Genomic DNA, 15,728 nt, shown 5'->3' on the forward strand with positions numbered 1-15,728 from the left:
ACCGTGACGGGCCGCGTGCCCCCTCGTAGTGGCGCAGGCCCCCACGCTCACCCCCGCCCGCCCGGCAACCTCACCCATCCGCGCCTGCCCTCCACCGGCCGGGCGGCAGTTGCGACTTGCACCTCACGTCAACGTCAGGTTCTAGAGTGACGAGCGTCGGAAGAACACGTCATTCCGGCCCGTCAAAGTGAGGCAGACCATTATGCGCGCAGCCCGGTTCCACGAATACGGCGGAGCGGAGAGCCTGGTGATCGAGCAGGCCCCCGACCCCCACCCCGGACCCGGTGAGATTCGTGTCCGCGTCGCGGCGGCCAGCGTCAATCCCATCGACTGGAAGCTGCGCTCCGGCGCCCTGCACCAGATCTTCCCCCTGGATCTGCCCGACATACCCGGGCGCGACGGCGCCGGTGTGGTCGACGAGATCGGCGACGGGGTACAGGGGGTGAGCATCGGCGACCGGGTCTTCGGGCTGGGCGGTGTCACCGGTGCGACCGCGGAGCTGCTCGTCCTCTCGGCCTGGGCGCACACCCCCGCCACGTGGAACGACGAGCAGGCCGCGGGCGCCGGTCTCGCGTCCGTGACCGCGATAGGTGGACTGAACGCGCTCGGCCCCCTCGCGGGGCGCACCCTCCTCGTCGAGGGCGCCGCCGGAGGCGTGGGCAGCGCGGCGGTCGAGATCGCCGTGGCACAAGGTGCTGCCACCGTGATCGGGACAGCCAGCGAACGCAACCACGAGTTCCTCACCTCTCTCGGCGCCGTTCCCACCACCTACGGCCCCGGCCTCGCACAGCGCCTCGCCACCCTCGCTCCGCACGGCGTCGACATCGTGCTCGACACCGCGGGCTCCGGCTCCCTGGACGACCTCGTCGCGATCGCGGGCGACCCGAAGCGCGTTGCGACGGTCGCCGACCACGCGGGCGGGCAGCGCCTGGGCACGCATGTGGTCAACGCGGTGAACGACTCCACTCTCCTGTCCGCGGCGGCGGAACTGGGCGGGCAAGGCCGCTACACACCCCGTATCGATCAGGCCTACCCCCTGGAGCGGATCGCCGACGCCCACGCGCACGCCGAGCGCGGACGCACCCGAGGAAAGATCGTTATCTGCATCTGAACAGGCCGATCCATATCTGAACAGGCCCACGAGGTAGGTAACTCGCAACGTGCGGGCCCGCGTGGCGAGCGTGCCCTCGATCGGTACCGGCGAGCGGGCGGTCCGGAGCACGCCGATCTCCATGGCGCCTCGTCAAGCAGGCCGCCCCCACTCGGGCACCACACGTGGCACATGAGCCGTCGCCCACGGGGCACTAGCCTCATCCAGCTTCAGCAGCCCCGTGAGAAGGGTTCGAATACGGGTTCTGAGAGGTCATTGCCATCCGTATGGCTCTTATACAAGCCGGTTCCCGGAGCGTGGGATTGTGGGTTTGTGGTGCGGGCGAGGCAGCGGGTGCGATTGGGGCCTGTGAATCGGATGGGCTGACGGGTGGTGCGGGATGAGGCTTGTTCCTGTCTCATCCCGCGACGCCCGGTTCTTCTGCGTGCTTCCGCCGTCACTGATGTGCGCCTGGGCGCACTTGGTCCGGAGCGGTACGCCGGAAGCATGCCTGCGCGACGCCCGTACCCGAGTGATCTGACCGATGCCCGCTGGGAGTTGATCGAGCCGGTGCTGTCCGCCTGGCGCTTCGAGCGCCGCGGCGGGCCGGACCGCGGCGGACGGCGGACGGCAGACGCGCGGCGGGTGGAGGGCGAGTAGACGCAGCGTCAAATACTCTGTGGACCCGGTGGTAACGACAGCCTCAGGACCCACTGCGCATTCTGGTGCCGTGATGAGCACGTACGTTTCACCCGACTCGAGAGAACTCCTCCATGGGTAGACCCTTTCGGATTCCCCTCGCCATGGCGGCCGTCGCCCTGCTGACCGCGCCTGTCCTGACCGGTTCCTCGCTCACCGGCACGGCGACGGCGGCACAGACCACCAGCGCCACCACGACCACCACGGCCGCGGCGGTCACCGCCGAGGCCGCCGCGGACCCCGTCTACGCCCGGCTCTACAACCAGGGCACCGGAAAGTGCCTCGCCGTGCCGGGCCCCTACACGGACGTCGAAGGCGCCGAGCTGATCCAGTGGACGTGCAGCACGAGCGAGACCCAGTACTGGGCGCTCATCCCCGTGACGGGCGGCTACCAGGTGAAGAACCTGGCGAGCGGAAGATGTCTCGCCGTGGCGAGCAACAGCAAGGTGCAGGGGGCCGTCTCCGTCCAGTCGACCTGCGGCGGCGGTAACGGCGGCGAGCAGGTCTGGGCACACGACTCCATCGACCGGCTGACGAATGCCAACAGCAAGTTCTGCCTGGCCGTCCTCAGCACCGAAACGGCCAACGGAGTCAAGCCCGCTCAGTGGACCTGCGGCACGAACAAGGATCAGCAATGGCTCTGGTAACGGAACAACGGTTCTCGCGACAGCCCCGGCCGGCCCTCCTGGCAGGTCTCCTCGGTCTCGTCGCCGCGCTGCTCGTGACCCTGCTCATCGCCCCGGACCGCGCATCCGCCGCGACCATCTCGGTCCCGAAGGTCGCCTACCAGAACACGGCGACCGAGGGAGACGGGCCCCGCACCCCCGACATCATCAGCACCAGCGCGAACGACGCGGTCGTGGTGTGGCGGGAAGGCACCACTGCCACGGTGATCACCGACACCTCGGGACCGGTCGTCGACCACGGGTACATCCGGTACTCGTACACCACCGACGGCGGCGCGACCTGGAGTCGTCCGCAGACGCTGGCGCAGGAGACCAGCGAGCACTCCTGGCACTACGTCGAGCTCTACAAGACGGGTGACCGCATCCTCGCGTACATGGGCAGAACCTCGCCCGCGAACCGCAGAGGCCTGCCGATCGACGCCATCGTCGCCAAGGAGAGCACCGACGGGGGGCACACCTGGCACGACTTCACCGTCAATCTGCCGCTCGCCGACCACGGGAACCTCGCCCTAGCCGGGCGCCCGGTCTGGATGGCCGACAAAAAGAGATATGTCATGCCGGCCTGGTGGACGGGCCGGAAGGTCGGGGCGCTGTACTCGGACAACCTCCAGGACTGGACGGCCGGCACCGCCGCACCCAACCCGACCGACCACCTGCCCGGCGAGCCGCAGTTGGTCATCTCGCAGGACGACCCGACCAAGCTGCTCATGGTTGCACGCAGCAGTCCCCCTGACGGCACGTCACCGACGTTCGCGTTGACGGCCACCAGCACGAACGGTGGCGAGTCCTGGAGCAACCTCGGCCTGGACTACAACGTGCCCAACAACGACTCCAAGAGCTACTTCACCAAGGACAGCACCGGCCGGTATCTGACCATCTACAACACCGACTCGAACCCGATCCGGCAGGCCCTGAACTACCGGACCAAGAACCCCGGTGGCGCGGCCTGGTCGAGCAGCAAGCTGTTCGCCGACCCCGCCGGCCCCACCGACCCGACGCCGGCCGGTACCGGCGCCGGCTGGGACACGTACCCGATGGGCGATGAGTACGCGCCCGGCAAGTACTTCATCGTCTGGGAGCACGACACCTCGGCCATCCTGGTGAGCAAGCTCGACATCTCCGACACGTAGACCGACCGGCTCCGCCGACCCAACTGCTTCCGGAGGGGGAGCAGCCGGGTCGGCGGATCTTCACGAAGCAGTTCGGCCCACTCAGCCCGTTTGCAGGGCCAGGGTGGGCCATGGCCACTGTGATCTGTGAGGTCTCAAGACTCAGTTGACATCTCGGACTCATCAGATCCTTGACAGGCTCAAAGTTTCCAGGCCGTCGCCCACATGCACGACCTCACGCTCGCATCATGACCAGAAGTCCGCGATCACGGGCCCTGACCTGCCCGAACACGGCCTTGTGCAACACCCTTTAGAGAGCAGCCGATGACTGTGGTTTCGGCGCGGGTTGCTCCAGGCGCCTGTCGACCGTGTGGAACACGGACCGTGCCTCCGGCGAGAGACTGTGAGGTCCCCGTCTCTGGGGCGACAGCCCGACGTGGACGGCCCTGAGCCTACGCAGCCGAGTCCGGGCTGATGAGTTGCTCAGCCCAGATGGTCTTTCCCGCAGGGGTGTAGCGCGTGCCCCACCGTTCGCTGAGCTGGGCGACGAGCAGCAGTCCGCGTCCCCCTTCGTCGCTCAGGCGGGCCCGGCGCAGATGGGGACTGATGGTGCTGCCGTCGGAGACCTCGCACGTGAGGGTCTGATCCTTGATCAGGCGTAGTTGGATCGGACCGGTGGCGTGACGGATGGCGTTGGTGACCAACTCGCTGACGACGAGCTCCGTGATGAACGCGGCGTCCTCCAGCTCCCACGCGGTGAGACGGTCACGAATGCGTCTGCGTGACTCCGCCACGATCGCGGGATCGCTGGGGAGCTTCCAGGAGGCCAGCCTGTCCCGGCCGAGGCCTCGGGCACGTATCAGCAGCAGGGCGACGTCGTCGGTGTCGGCGGACGGGCGCAGTGTGTCCACGACACCGTCACACAGTTCGGTGAGTGAGGGCGCGGGCCTGGCGAGAGCCTGACGCAGGGCGAGCATGCCTTCGTCGATGTCGCGGTCCCGGCTCGCGTACAGGCCGTCGGTGAACAGTGCCAGCAGGCTGCCCTCCGGAAGCGTCACCTCGGTGGCCTCGAAGGGTAGGCTGCCCAGCCCCAGCGGAGGCCCGGCGGGCAGGTCGACCACCTGCGTCGTGCCGTCCGGATGGACCAGGATCGGGGCCGGATGGCCTGCGCGGGCCAGCGCGCAGGTTCTGGAGACCGGGTTGTAGACGGCGTAGAGGCAGGTGGCGCCGATCTCACCCGGGATGTCCGCGTCCTCGCTCTGTGCGGACTCGGAGTGGGTCACGATGTCGTCGAGGTGGGTCAGGAGTTCCTCGGGCGGCAGGTCGATGTCGGCGAGCGTGCGTACCGCCATACGGAGCCGGCCCATGGTGGCCGAAGCACTGATGCCGTGGCCCACGACATCACCGACGACAAGTCCGATCCGTGCTCCCGGCAGGGGGATCACGTCGAACCAGTCGCCGCCGGTGCTCGCACCGCCGTGGGCGGGAACATAACGCGAAGCCGTCTCCACGGTCGGATGGACCGTGGGCCTGCTGGGGAGCAGCGAGCGCTGCAGCGCCAGTGCGGTGCCGCGCTCGTGGACGAAGCGGCGGGCATTGTCCAGGCACACGGCGGCCCTGGCCACCAGGTCCTCGGTGATGATCAGGTCCTCCGGGCCGAAGGGGTCGGGTGAGGTCGCGTAGCGGAAGAGAAGGACCGCACCGAGAACCACGCCATGGGCACGGATGGGTGCAGCGATCATGGAGTGCGCCCCGAAGGCGTCGACGTGCGCGGCGTGGAGGGGGTCCTCCCTCAGCCATCGGACGATGTCCGGATCCGTGAGATCCCGGAGTTCCGCTCCGCCACCGGCCAGGCAGCGCGCGATCGGGGACGAACGGGGAGGGGTGTGTACGTCGTTCGCATCGCGCAGCGCGTCGGGCGGGAGCGGGCGGGAGCCACGCTGCGCTGCCCGACGCAGCCGCGCGGGCTCGGCGGCCGACCCTCGGGGAGGCAGCGAACCCTGAAGAACGACGTCGTGAACGTCGATGCCGATGAAGTCCGCGAAGCGGGGAACCACGACGTCGGCGAGTTCCCGCGCGGTGCCGACCGGATCGAGGGTCATGCCGATGCGGGTCCTGGCCTTGCTCATCAGGGCGAGCCGCCGGCGGCTGTTGTACTCGGCGGAGTAGTCCTCCGCCGTCAGACCCACCGCCCGCACCCGGTCGTCCCCGTCCCGCAACGGAAACATGTCCACGGCCCAGGCATGTGCCCTGTTCTCTCGCGGCAGCGCCACGACATGCTCGGCGGATTCGGGCACGCCGGTCCTGCCCACCCGCAGGATCAGTCGCTCGACCTCGTTGAATCCTGGCCCCTGGAGGAATTCGGTGATGCGTCGCCCTCGGACGTGGTCGTCCGAGAAACCGGCCACCCGCGCAGCCGCCTTGTTCGCCCTGACCGCCCGCGCGTCGGTGTCGTAGACGGCCAGGACCCGGGGATGCTGCTCGAACATCCATTGGATCAGCGTGTCGTCCGGTGGCGTCCGCCCCGCCGAGGTCGGCACGGCGGTGACGAGGGAGGCGGCCCCTCGCTCAGCGTCCAGCAGCGGGGACACCTGGACCCGGATGCCCAGCAGTCGTCCGTCGCGGTGCCGGAAGGTCCGGCCGTCGAGGGAGAGGAGATCGGTCAGGGGCTTGCCGACGATCTCCTCGGGGGTGTGGCCGAGAAGCCTCTGGGCGTCGCGGGTCCAGTAAGCCACACGCCCGCCGGCGTCCTGCACGGCGATGGTGACGGAGGCGTCGGTGCGTGCTTCGTCCCGTGGGTGTGTGGGTCGGTCGGGCGGTTCGCCGCAACGGTCCATGGTGGCGTTCCTGATCTTCTCGCCCAGCGGAAGAGCACCTTTCACGATCGTCCGGCAGGCCACGAATGGCAAGCCGGACCGGTGATGGTGTGATCCATGACTCTGCCTGAATCGAGACGTTTCGAATCGTATAGCTGATTTGTGGACGCCACTGACCCCTTCTTGGGCTAGGAGGATGTCGTTCGAGTGCAGTAAATTCTGCCTGTGGCAGTACGAAGCGAATCGAGTCGTAAGGCGATCATCGACGCGACCATGGACCTCTTGGTCCGCGACGGCAGACGGGCCATCACGGTGCAGAAACTGACCGTCGAGGCGATCGCCGTACGGGCGGGGGTCAGCAAGGCGACGATCTACCGCTGGTGGCCCAGCAAGTTGGCCGTGGTGATCGACGCCTTCATGGAGAACCACCTGGCGCACGTCCGCATCTCGGAGAAGCTGCCCGTCCGCGATGCTCTCCTGGCCCATCTGAAGGCGCTGATCGGTCGATACGCCGGCCCTCAGGGCAAGTTGATCTCCCAGATCATCGCCGAATGCCAGTACGATCCCGCGGCCCTGGCCGACTTCCGTTCCCGGTTCTGGAACGACCGGTGCGCGGCCGTCGAGAAACTCATGCAGCGTGGCATCGAGGAGGGCGTCTTCCGCTCGGACATCGATCCGGGACGCGCCGCGCAACTGTTCTACGCCCCGGTGTATCTGCATCTGCTGTTCGCCCTCGGTCCTCTCGACGACGAGTTGGCGGAACGGTTGGTCGAGTTGGGGATCCAGGGGATCGCGACCTGCCCGGAGAGGGGCGTGACGATCCTGGGGAGCGTTGCCCTCGGGGCCGGCCGCGCAACGTAGTCCCGGCGGGCCTCTCGCGCATGGTGAGGCGTCGTCGACGCGGGCATGAGGCGGGGCCGGGGCTTCGAAGCCGCGGCCCCGCACGCCGGCATGCCGCGCCGGTCGCTCAGTCGCCCTGCGGCGGCGCCGAAAGGGAAGCCGCCCGAGCGGTCGCCGGAGTCCAGGTGGGAAGAGATTCCAGCAGGGAGACCAGACTCGCCGTGTCGTGTGCCGTTCCCTGCACATAGCGGTCCGGGCGCACCACCACGGCCGGCGCCTCGACCGAGGCGAGCAACTGATCGATGTGCTCGCCGGCGGTCAGAGCCACGATCTCGGCGTCCTCCTCGATCCGGCTCAGGAGCGAGGGGGCCAGGCTCGCGAGAAGCTCGGCGTCGGCCGCGAGCAGGAAGCGTCTGCCGACCAGGTCGTCCAGGCGCCGTCCATCGGGGAGGACCGGTTGCACGGACAGACGACCCGCGCAGGGATCGGTGCCGGCATGTGACCCCGGCCCGAGCGAAGGCGCGTCGGGGTGCGAGGCGGCGGGGTTGGCGCGGATGTAGGAATCCCGCTGAGCCGCGGTCTCGGGATCGGTGGTCTGGACGAGGTGCGCCATCGTGGCGGCCTTCTCGACCCAGTATCGGGCGTGCGGTCTGCGTTCGGACTCGTAGGTGTCCAGCAGGTCGGCCGGCGCCTTGCCGAGCGCGACCAGCCGTAGCTTCCAGACCAGGTTGGTCACGTCACGCAGGCCGGCGCACAGGCCCTGGCCGAACAGCGGTGGTGCCTGGTGGGCGGCGTCACCGGCCAGGAACACGTTGCCGACCCGCCAGGTGGTGGCCACGCGGGCGCGGAACGTGTAGATGGCCTTGCGCTCGGGCTCGAACGTCTCCGGAGTGAGGACCCCCCGGCTGAGCCGGGCGATGGCCTTGTCGGTGACGATCTCCTCCCGGTCGTCGCCGGGCATCAGCTTGAACTCCATGCGCACGAGGTCGCCGGGCAGGTCCACCCACAGGGCGGGGCGGGTGTGGCGCCCGAGGAAGACCATGTCCCCCTTGATCGCGGCGGCGCCGCCCAGATGTCCGTCGACGACCAGCCACGGGTCGTCCGTGCCCAGGTTCTCGCAGGTCACGCCCAGAGCGCGTCGGACTGTCGACTGGGCGCCGTCACAGGCGATGACCCATCGAGCGGTGAGTACCTCGTCCGTACCGTCCTGCGTGCGGACATGGCAGCGGACGCCGTCACCCTCCTCCTCGATACCTGTCAGGGTGACCCCGCAGCGCAGTTCGACACCGGGCAGCCGGTCGACCTCCGCGCGCAGGAGGGTGTCGATCTCCGGCTGGTGGAACAGGACCTCGTCGTGCCACGCCTGAGAGCCCCACTGCCCGGTGGGCTGGGTGAAGAGTGTCTCGCCGGCCTCGTTCTCCATCCGGAACTCGCGCATCGGCTTGGAGCGGACGGCGACGTCCTCGGCGAGGCCGATGGCCTGCAGCGAGCGCATGGTCTCCCCGTCGAAGTGCACGGCCCGCGCCTGCGACCACATCTCGGGCTCGCGCTCGACTCCGACGGCCCGGAGGCCGGCATGGCCCAGCAGCGCCAGTGCGAGCACGCCTACGGGACCGCCGCCGACAACGATGACTTCACAGTCGTTGGACATCTGAACTCCATGAACGGGGATGAGCTCCGTATGTGTGTGGGGGGAGAGGGGGAGGAGTATGCGTCATAAATCATGCTTTGGCATCGAATCTCGTGGCCACCTCTTCCCGTCCGGCCCGACCTGACCGTCTCCGGGCTCTGGTCCGCGTCGTGAGGTCCATCCGGCGAAGGCGCGCCGTCAGTCGAGTGCTCCTCCCTCCTGAGGCTCGCTCACGTTAGGGCGTTCGAAACGAAACGTCTAGTACTTGTGCAGGCAACTTGCGCACCTCTTGTGTTACGGATCCGCTACCTGGTCGATCCATGCGTGAAGGCTTCCGATGTGTCCTCCCTGGAGCTATGGTCGACGCGAAACGGACCGTTTTGAAAGCGGTTCTTGTGCCCGCCTGCGTCAGCACTCCCCGCGCGCTCGGCGGTAGAAGGCACATGGCGTCCGAGAGCCAGTGCCGCCGGTACTCACCTCACATTCGCCGAGAAAGGCCCACTCATATGCCTGAGGCCGTTGTCGTCGCCGTGGCGCGCACTCCGATCGGACGCGCGTTCAAGGGTTCGCTGCGGGGCATGCGCCCCGACGACCTGGCAGCCACCGCGGTCCGTGCCGCCTTGGAGCAGGTGCCCGAACTCGACCCCGCCGGGATCGACGATCTCCACCTGGGATGTGCGGAGCCACAGGGCGAGCACGGTGGCAACATCGCCCGCCGGGTCGCCGTCCAGCTCGGCCTCGACACCGTCCCCGGCACGACCGTCACCCGGTTCTGCGCCTCCTCTTTGCAGACCACCCGCATGGCGTTCCACGCCATCAAGTCCGGGGAGGGCCATGTCTTCGTCAGCGCGGGCGTCGAATGCGTCTCCCGGTACGGCCGGTTCCCCTCGGCCGGCTCCGACGCCGAGGACACCACGAACCCGCTCTTCGCCCAGGCCCGGGCCCGCACCGGGGAGTACGCGCGCACCAACCGTCCCTGGAGTGACCCGCGTGCGGAGGGCCTGCTGCCCGACATCTACGCGAGCATGGGACAGACCGCGGAGAACGTCGCCACACTCCGTGGGATCAGCCGCCAGGAACAGGACGAGTTCGCGCTGCGCAGCCAGCAGCTCACCGCCAAGGCCGTGAGCACCGGCTTCCACGCCCGCGAGATCACGCCGGTCACGCTGCCGGACGGCACCGTCGCGGCGACGGACGACAGTCCGCGCCCGGGCACCACGTACGAAGCGCTCGCCGGGTTGCAGCCGGCGTTCCGGCCCGCTGGCACGGTCACCGCGGGGAACGCCTGCCCGCTCAACGACGGCGCCGCGGCCGTCGTCATCATGAGCGACATCAGGGCCCGCGAACTCGGCGTCACACCGCTCGCCCGGATCGTGTCCACCGGCGTGTCCGGGCTGTCCCCGGAGATCATGGGCCTCGGCCCCGTCGACGCCACCCGGCAGGCCCTCGCGCGCGCCGGTCTCGGCATCGGCGACATCGACCTCTTCGAGATGAACGAGGCGTTCGCCGTACAGGTCATCGCCTCCGCCCGGGAACTCGGTGTCCCCTTCGAACGGCTCAACGTGCACGGCGGGGCGATCGCCCTGGGCCACCCCTTCGGCATGACCGGCGCCCGCATCCTGACGACCCTGCTCAACGGACTGCGCACGCTCGACGCGCGATTCGGCGTCGAGACCATGTGCGTCGGCGGCGGCCAGGGCATGGCACTCGTCCTGGAGCGCCTCGCCTAGTCACCGGGCTCCCTCACCGCAGGGTCTCCAGACGGCTCGCGGCGACAACAACCACACCCCACCCCTTTGTCATCGGTCGGCTCGGTCTGCCGCTCGGACCGAGCACACCGATTCATGTCAGAGCAATGAGAATGGACCACGCACATGGCTGCTTTCCGTAGACCCCTTCAGCGCCGCTTGCTCGCCTCCGCCGCACTCGCCACGGCGATGACCTCACTGGCGGCCTGTGCCGGCGCCGGTACCTCCGGCACCGCGGGAAAGGATGCCGTGGGCACCAAGCCGCGGAAGAACGTCGCCGCCGGCGAGTGCGGGTCGGTTCCGAAGATCGACCCCAAGGACAGCTCCGGCGCCCTCGCCTCGCTCGGAAGCCCGGTCGTGGAGAACTTCAACGGCTTCACCAACCCGGTGGAAGCCTCCGCCTGGAAGGACTGGAAGCCGTCGCACGACGGCCCCTACAAGGTCGCGCTCTCCTGGCCGCCGCGGAACAACGCCTTCCTCACCGAGATGTACAACGCGGTCAAGAAGACCCTTGAGGCGAGCGGGAACGTCACCATCACCAAGGAGCTCACTCCGACGTCCCCCTCCGACGTGCCAGGCCAGCTCCAGCAGATCAACCAGCTCATCGGTGACAAGCCCGACCTGATCATCACGCAGCCGATCGCCCCCGGTCCCTCGGCCAAGGTCATGGACGCGGCCGCCAAGGCGGGTATCCCGGTTGTCTCGGCGTGGAACTCCTCGCCGACCCCGTCAGCGGTGAGCGTCGGGCTGAACAACTTCCTCCAGGCGGCGACGACAGCGTCCAAGGTCGTCCAGGCCATGGACGGCAAGGGCGACGTCCTGCTCGTGCACGGCATCCCCGGCATTCAGCAGGACGCGGACGCGATGGCCGGCTTCAAGGCCGTGCTCAAGCTGTGCCCGGACATCAAGGTCGCCGGTGAGGTGACGGGCGCATACGTCAGCGCGACGACGAAGGCCGCCGTGCTGCAGTTCCTCTCGACCCACCCCGCAGGCGTCGACGGCGTCCTCCAGGCCGGAGCGATGGGCGTCGGCGTGATCAACGCCTTCAAGCAGCTCGGCAAGCCGGTGCCGCCGCTCGCCGACATCGGCTCGTCCCGCGGAAGCGTCGCCTACGCGCACCAGAACGCGTCGACCCACCAGGAGTTCGGGACCTCGACACCGGACGCCGCGATCGGTGTCTCCATCGCCAACGTCGCGCTGAAGATGCTCGCGGGTGACGGGCCGAAGGTGAACCAGGTCATCACACAGCCGGTCTACATCACCAACGACAACCTCGACGAGATCTACCAGGACGGCTGGGACATCTCGAACACCGCCAACGCGGCGGGCAAGGACGACGACTTCATGTCGGAGTCGTACATCGCCCAGTTCTTCACGAAGAGCTCCTGATGACGACCACGGGGAAACCCCACGTGGCGCACATCCGGGGGGCGGAGGTCGCTCCGCCCCCGGCGGTGGGCGAGACCATGCGCATAGAGGCGGTCGGCGTCACGAAGTCGTTCGGCGCCACCCGGGCGCTCTCCTCCGGCGCGCTGCGTCTGCGGCCGGGCGAGGTGCACACGGTGATCGGTGAGAACGGCAGCGGCAAGAGCACACTCGTCAAGATCCTGTCGGGGGTGCACACCATGGACGGCGGCACCCTCGCGGTCGACGGCACGCCGGTCGACCGGATCGCCTCGCCCCGGCGGGCACGGGAACTCGGTATCGCCACGGTGTTCCAGGAGGTGCTCACCGTGGCGAGCCGCTCCGTACTCGACAACGTCTGGCTCGGCGCCGACGGAGTGGTCCGCCGGACGGTGCCCGGAGCCGAGCGGCGCCGGCGCGCGAGGGAGATCCTCGACCGGCTCGCGGTCGTCCCGATCGACCTCGACGTCCCCGCCGGCACGTTGTCGCTGTCGCAGCGTCAACTGTGCTGCATCGCCCGCGCGCTCGTCATGGACCCACGCGTCCTGATCCTCGACGAGTCGACATCGGCCCTCGACCTCGACTCGCGCGACCGCCTGTTCGAGGTGGTCCGTGAGGTGACCGCCGCCGGCACGAGCGTGCTGTTCATCTCGCACCGGATGGACGAGATCTTCACCATCAGCGATGTCATCACGGTCTTCCGCTCCGGTGCGGCGGTCGCCGAGCGGATACCGGCGGCGGAGTCCTCGATCCCGGACCTCGTCCACCGGATGACCGGGGGCGAGGCACGCGAGCACCCCGCCGTTGCCGAAGCCGTACGGGAGCCCGGCCCGGTGGTGCTCGAAGCCGAGGGGGTCCGGCTCGCACCGGCGGCCGCTCCGCTCGACTTCGCGGTACGAGCGGGCGAGATCGTCGGGCTCGTCGGCCTCGAAGGCCAGGGGCAGGACCGGCTCCTGCACGCCCTGCGCGGCGTACCGCCCTCCTCCGGAACGGTCAGCCGGGTCACGTCGGAAGAGACGCACCGGGTCACCAGCCCGGTGGACGCCTACCGGAGCGGCATCGTCTACGTGCCGCGCGAGCGACGCGGCGAGGCCTTGCTGCCCCACCTCTCCATCCGGGAGAACTTCGGCCTGCCCACCCTGCGACGGGACACCGTTTCCGGTGTGCTGCGACCCGGGCGCACCCTCGCCCGGCTGCGCGGCCACGCCGAGCGACTGCGGCTCGTGATCCGTGCGCAGGGCGACTCGATCTCGACCCTGAGCGGCGGCAACCAGCAGAAGGTGGTCATCGCGCGGTGGCTCGCCTCCGAGCCGGCGGTCCTGCTGCTCAACGACCCGACCCGCGGCGTGGACCTCAAGGCCAAACGCGACCTCTACGCCGTACTGCGGGGCCTGTGCGCGGAAGGGGTCGCCGTCGTGATGCTCTCCAGCGAGGTCGACGAGCTGCTCGAACTCATGGACCGCGTCGTCGTCTTCCGCGAGTCGGCCGTGGTCGCGGAGCTCCCCCGCTCCTCGCTCAGCAGATCGGCGCTCGTCGGCGCCTACTTCGGCCACAAGGACCACACCGATGTCTAGATATCTCTCCGTGCTCCGCGCACGCCCGTACGCCTTCGTACTGGTGCTCGTCGTCGCGCTCGTCATCGCGAACGCCGTGATCCGGCCCACGTTCCTGGCCCCCGGCCAGTGGCCCGCGCTGCTCGGCACGCTCGCGCCGTTCGCGATCCTCGGCATCGCCTCGACCCCGCCGGTGCTCGGCGGGGGCGGGGTCGACCTCTCGATCGGGCCGCTCGCGACGGTCGTCAACTGCGTCTTCGTCTCGGTGCTCATACCGCACGGTCTCGGCGGAGCGTTCGTGGCGATCCCGCTGCTCCTGCTTCTTGGCCTCACGGTCGGTGTGATCAACGGTGTCCTGGTAGCGGTCGTCCGGCTCGATCCGGTCATCGCGACGCTCGGCTCCCTGTTCGTGCTGATCGGGGTCGCGCTGAAGATCGCCGCGACGCCGGGAGACCCCGGTCAGAACTGGACGACCGGCCTCGCCGGCCTGATGGGCGGCTGGTTCCCGGGGGCGCTGCTGACGATGGCCGCCCCGGCGGCGGTGTGGCTCGTCCTGCGGCGCACGGCCTTCGTACGCAATCTGTACGCCGTCGGCGGCGACGCCACGGCCTCCTACTCGGCCGGAGTCAACGTCACCGCCGTCCGTATCGGCGCCTACGCCCTCGCGGGCCTGTTCGCCTCGGTGGGCGGCATCGCGCTGACCGCGCTCATCCAGTCCTCCGACTCGTCTCTCGGTACGACCTACGCGCTCATCGCGCTCGCCGCGGTCTCCCTGGGCGGCACCTCGCTCGCCGGTGGCACCGGGGGAGTGCTGGGGTCGTTCCTCGGCGCCTGCGGGATCTTCCTGCTGCAGGAACTGCTCTCCGCGACCGGCGCCTCGTCGAACTACGTGCAACTGGCGTACGGGGTACTGCTCGTCCTCGGCGTCGTCCTCGGCGCGACGCTCGCCCGCGGCAAGAGAGAGGTGGCCGCATGACCAGCACCGGCAGCGTGCCGAACACCGTCGTGCCCGAGGTGCCGGACACACCGGGCGGGGCCCGGGAGCTGTGGCGCTCGTTCGCCGCCGTCCAGCAGCGCGTTCCGGTGTTCCAGATCGTGGCCGTTCTCGCGGTGTTCGCGTGGGGCGCGGTCTCGGTACCCGGATTCACCGAGCACTCGGCGGTGATGTCGATGCTCGTCCTGGGAAGCCTGCTGGGCCTCGCCTCGGTCGGACAGACGCTCGTCGTGCTCGTCGGCGGCCTGGACCTCGCGGTGGCCGGGTACATCTCGGTCGGCGCCGTCGCGGCGGCCCAACTCGCCGGAAAGCACCACTGGTCGATGGCCGCGACCACGGCGGTCGTCGTCGGTGTGACCGGTCTGGCCGGCGCGGTGAGCGGCTGGGTCTGCCAGCGCTTCGGTGTCCAGTCCCTCGTCGTGACCCTGGGGATGTACTCCATCCTGATCAGCGCCATCCTCATCGTCACCGACGGCAACATCGTCGACGCGCCGCCCGCCGTGCTGTCGGACTGGACCTCCGTGGCCGGTACGACCTTCGGCCTGCGGGTGCCTCCGGTCGTGGTGCTGTGGGCGGTGGTCTCGGTGGTGCTGGGGATCGTGCTCGCGCGTACCCGGGCGGGCCGGCAGTTGTACGCCGCGGGCGGCAACCCGCGCGCGGCGACGCTCATGATGATCGACGTCCGGCGGGTCTGGGTGCTCGTGTTCGCCATCGGCGGCGCGGTCGCCGGCATCGTCGGCATGCTCGTCGCCGGATTCGCGAGCGGTGCCACCCCGAACTCCGGTGACCCGTACCTCTTCTCCGGCATCGCCGCGGTCGTCGTCGGCGGCACGATGATCGGCACGGCTCGCGGCAGTTACACCCGCACCGTGCTCGGCACGCTGCTGCTGACCGAGTTGACGACGATCCTCGCGGGTCAGGGCTTCGACGAGGGGGACAACCGCATCCTCTACGGCCTCGCCCTGCTCGTTGTCGTCACGGCCTACGGCCGGCAGCGCCGACTCAACGACCGGGTCTGACACGACCTGACCGAGGGGCTTCGACAGAGGCGCTCGGGGCCACCCTTCGCACACTGAACAAGGCTGCGGGCCGGGGGGACGCGCACGGCTCTCGTCCACGCAGGACATGCCCCGGGCCCCGGATACGCTCGTATCCGGGG

At 69.3% G+C, this 15,728-nt stretch carries 11 protein-coding genes and 1 pseudogene; 10 read left to right on the top strand and 2 right to left on the bottom strand.

Going from position 1 to position 15,728, the window contains the following annotated elements; translation table 11 throughout:
• Window positions 1-202 precede the first annotated feature (202 nt).
• The 4 genes and pseudogenes from ABT147_RS28055 to ABT147_RS28070 all read left to right on the top strand — a co-directional run bounded on the left by ABT147_RS28055 (window position 203) and on the right by ABT147_RS28070 (window position 3,605).
• Window positions 203-1,111: an NADP-dependent oxidoreductase gene (locus tag ABT147_RS28055; RefSeq protein WP_351411039.1), complete on the top strand. Its 909-nt coding sequence runs from the start codon at window positions 203-205 to the stop codon at window positions 1,109-1,111.
• Window positions 1,112-1,597: 486 nt separating this feature from the next.
• Window positions 1,598-1,687: pseudogene (locus tag ABT147_RS47415) on the top strand (IS5 family transposase); the annotation flags it as partial.
• Window positions 1,688-1,863: 176 nt separating this feature from the next.
• A complete protein-coding gene (locus tag ABT147_RS28065; RefSeq protein ID WP_351411041.1) occupies window positions 1,864-2,436 on the top strand; it encodes an RICIN domain-containing protein in 573 nt (190 codons plus the stop codon).
• Window positions 2,424-3,605, top strand: a complete 1,182-nt coding sequence (locus ABT147_RS28070) for a sialidase family protein (RefSeq protein WP_351411044.1) — start codon at window positions 2,424-2,426, stop codon at window positions 3,603-3,605. The genes ABT147_RS28065 and ABT147_RS28070 overlap by 13 nt, the downstream gene beginning before the upstream one ends.
• Before the next feature lie 431 nt (window positions 3,606-4,036).
• Here the strand turns inward: ABT147_RS28070 and ABT147_RS28075 are convergent, their stop codons facing one another.
• Window positions 4,037-6,466, bottom strand: a complete 2,430-nt coding sequence (locus ABT147_RS28075; RefSeq protein ID WP_351411046.1) for an ATP-binding SpoIIE family protein phosphatase — start codon at window positions 6,464-6,466, stop codon at window positions 4,037-4,039.
• A 159-nt stretch (window positions 6,467-6,625) separates the two neighbouring features.
• Between ABT147_RS28075 and ABT147_RS28080 the strand changes: the two genes are divergently transcribed.
• Window positions 6,626-7,261, top strand: coding sequence for a TetR/AcrR family transcriptional regulator (locus tag ABT147_RS28080; protein ID WP_351411049.1), 636 nt, complete (start codon window positions 6,626-6,628; stop codon window positions 7,259-7,261).
• A gap of 106 nt (window positions 7,262-7,367) precedes the next feature.
• Here the strand turns inward: ABT147_RS28080 and ABT147_RS28085 are convergent, their stop codons facing one another.
• Entirely contained in the window at window positions 7,368-8,891 is a 1,524-nt protein-coding gene (locus ABT147_RS28085) for a bifunctional 3-(3-hydroxy-phenyl)propionate/3-hydroxycinnamic acid hydroxylase (protein ID WP_351411051.1), read from the bottom strand.
• A gap of 485 nt (window positions 8,892-9,376) precedes the next feature.
• Here ABT147_RS28085 and ABT147_RS28090 point away from each other — a divergent pair, with 485 nt between their 5' ends.
• From ABT147_RS28090 to ABT147_RS28110, 5 genes are all read left to right on the top strand, one after another.
• The gene (locus ABT147_RS28090; protein WP_351411053.1) at window positions 9,377-10,600 is read left to right on the top strand and encodes an acetyl-CoA C-acetyltransferase; all 1,224 of its coding nucleotides are present in this window, start codon (window positions 9,377-9,379) and stop codon (window positions 10,598-10,600) included.
• Window positions 10,601-10,744: 144 nt separating this feature from the next.
• Window positions 10,745-12,007, top strand: coding sequence for a substrate-binding domain-containing protein (locus tag ABT147_RS28095; protein WP_351411056.1), 1,263 nt, complete (start codon window positions 10,745-10,747; stop codon window positions 12,005-12,007).
• Window positions 12,007-13,596: a sugar ABC transporter ATP-binding protein gene (locus ABT147_RS28100; RefSeq protein ID WP_351411058.1), complete on the top strand. Its 1,590-nt coding sequence runs from the start codon at window positions 12,007-12,009 to the stop codon at window positions 13,594-13,596. The genes ABT147_RS28095 and ABT147_RS28100 overlap by 1 nt, the downstream gene beginning before the upstream one ends.
• A complete protein-coding gene (locus ABT147_RS28105) occupies window positions 13,589-14,551 on the top strand; it encodes an ABC transporter permease (protein ID WP_351411061.1) in 963 nt (320 codons plus the stop codon). Before ABT147_RS28100 ends, ABT147_RS28105 begins: the two co-directional genes overlap by 8 nt.
• On the top strand, window positions 14,548-15,588 hold the full coding sequence (locus ABT147_RS28110) for an ABC transporter permease (RefSeq protein WP_351411063.1): 1,041 nt from the start codon (window positions 14,548-14,550) through the stop codon (window positions 15,586-15,588). The genes ABT147_RS28105 and ABT147_RS28110 overlap by 4 nt, the downstream gene beginning before the upstream one ends.
• The last annotated feature ends 140 nt before the right edge of the window (window positions 15,589-15,728 follow it).

Source organism: Streptomyces sp. NPDC001868, from assembly GCF_040297125.1.
GTDB lineage: Bacteria > Actinomycetota > Actinomycetes > Streptomycetales > Streptomycetaceae > Streptomyces.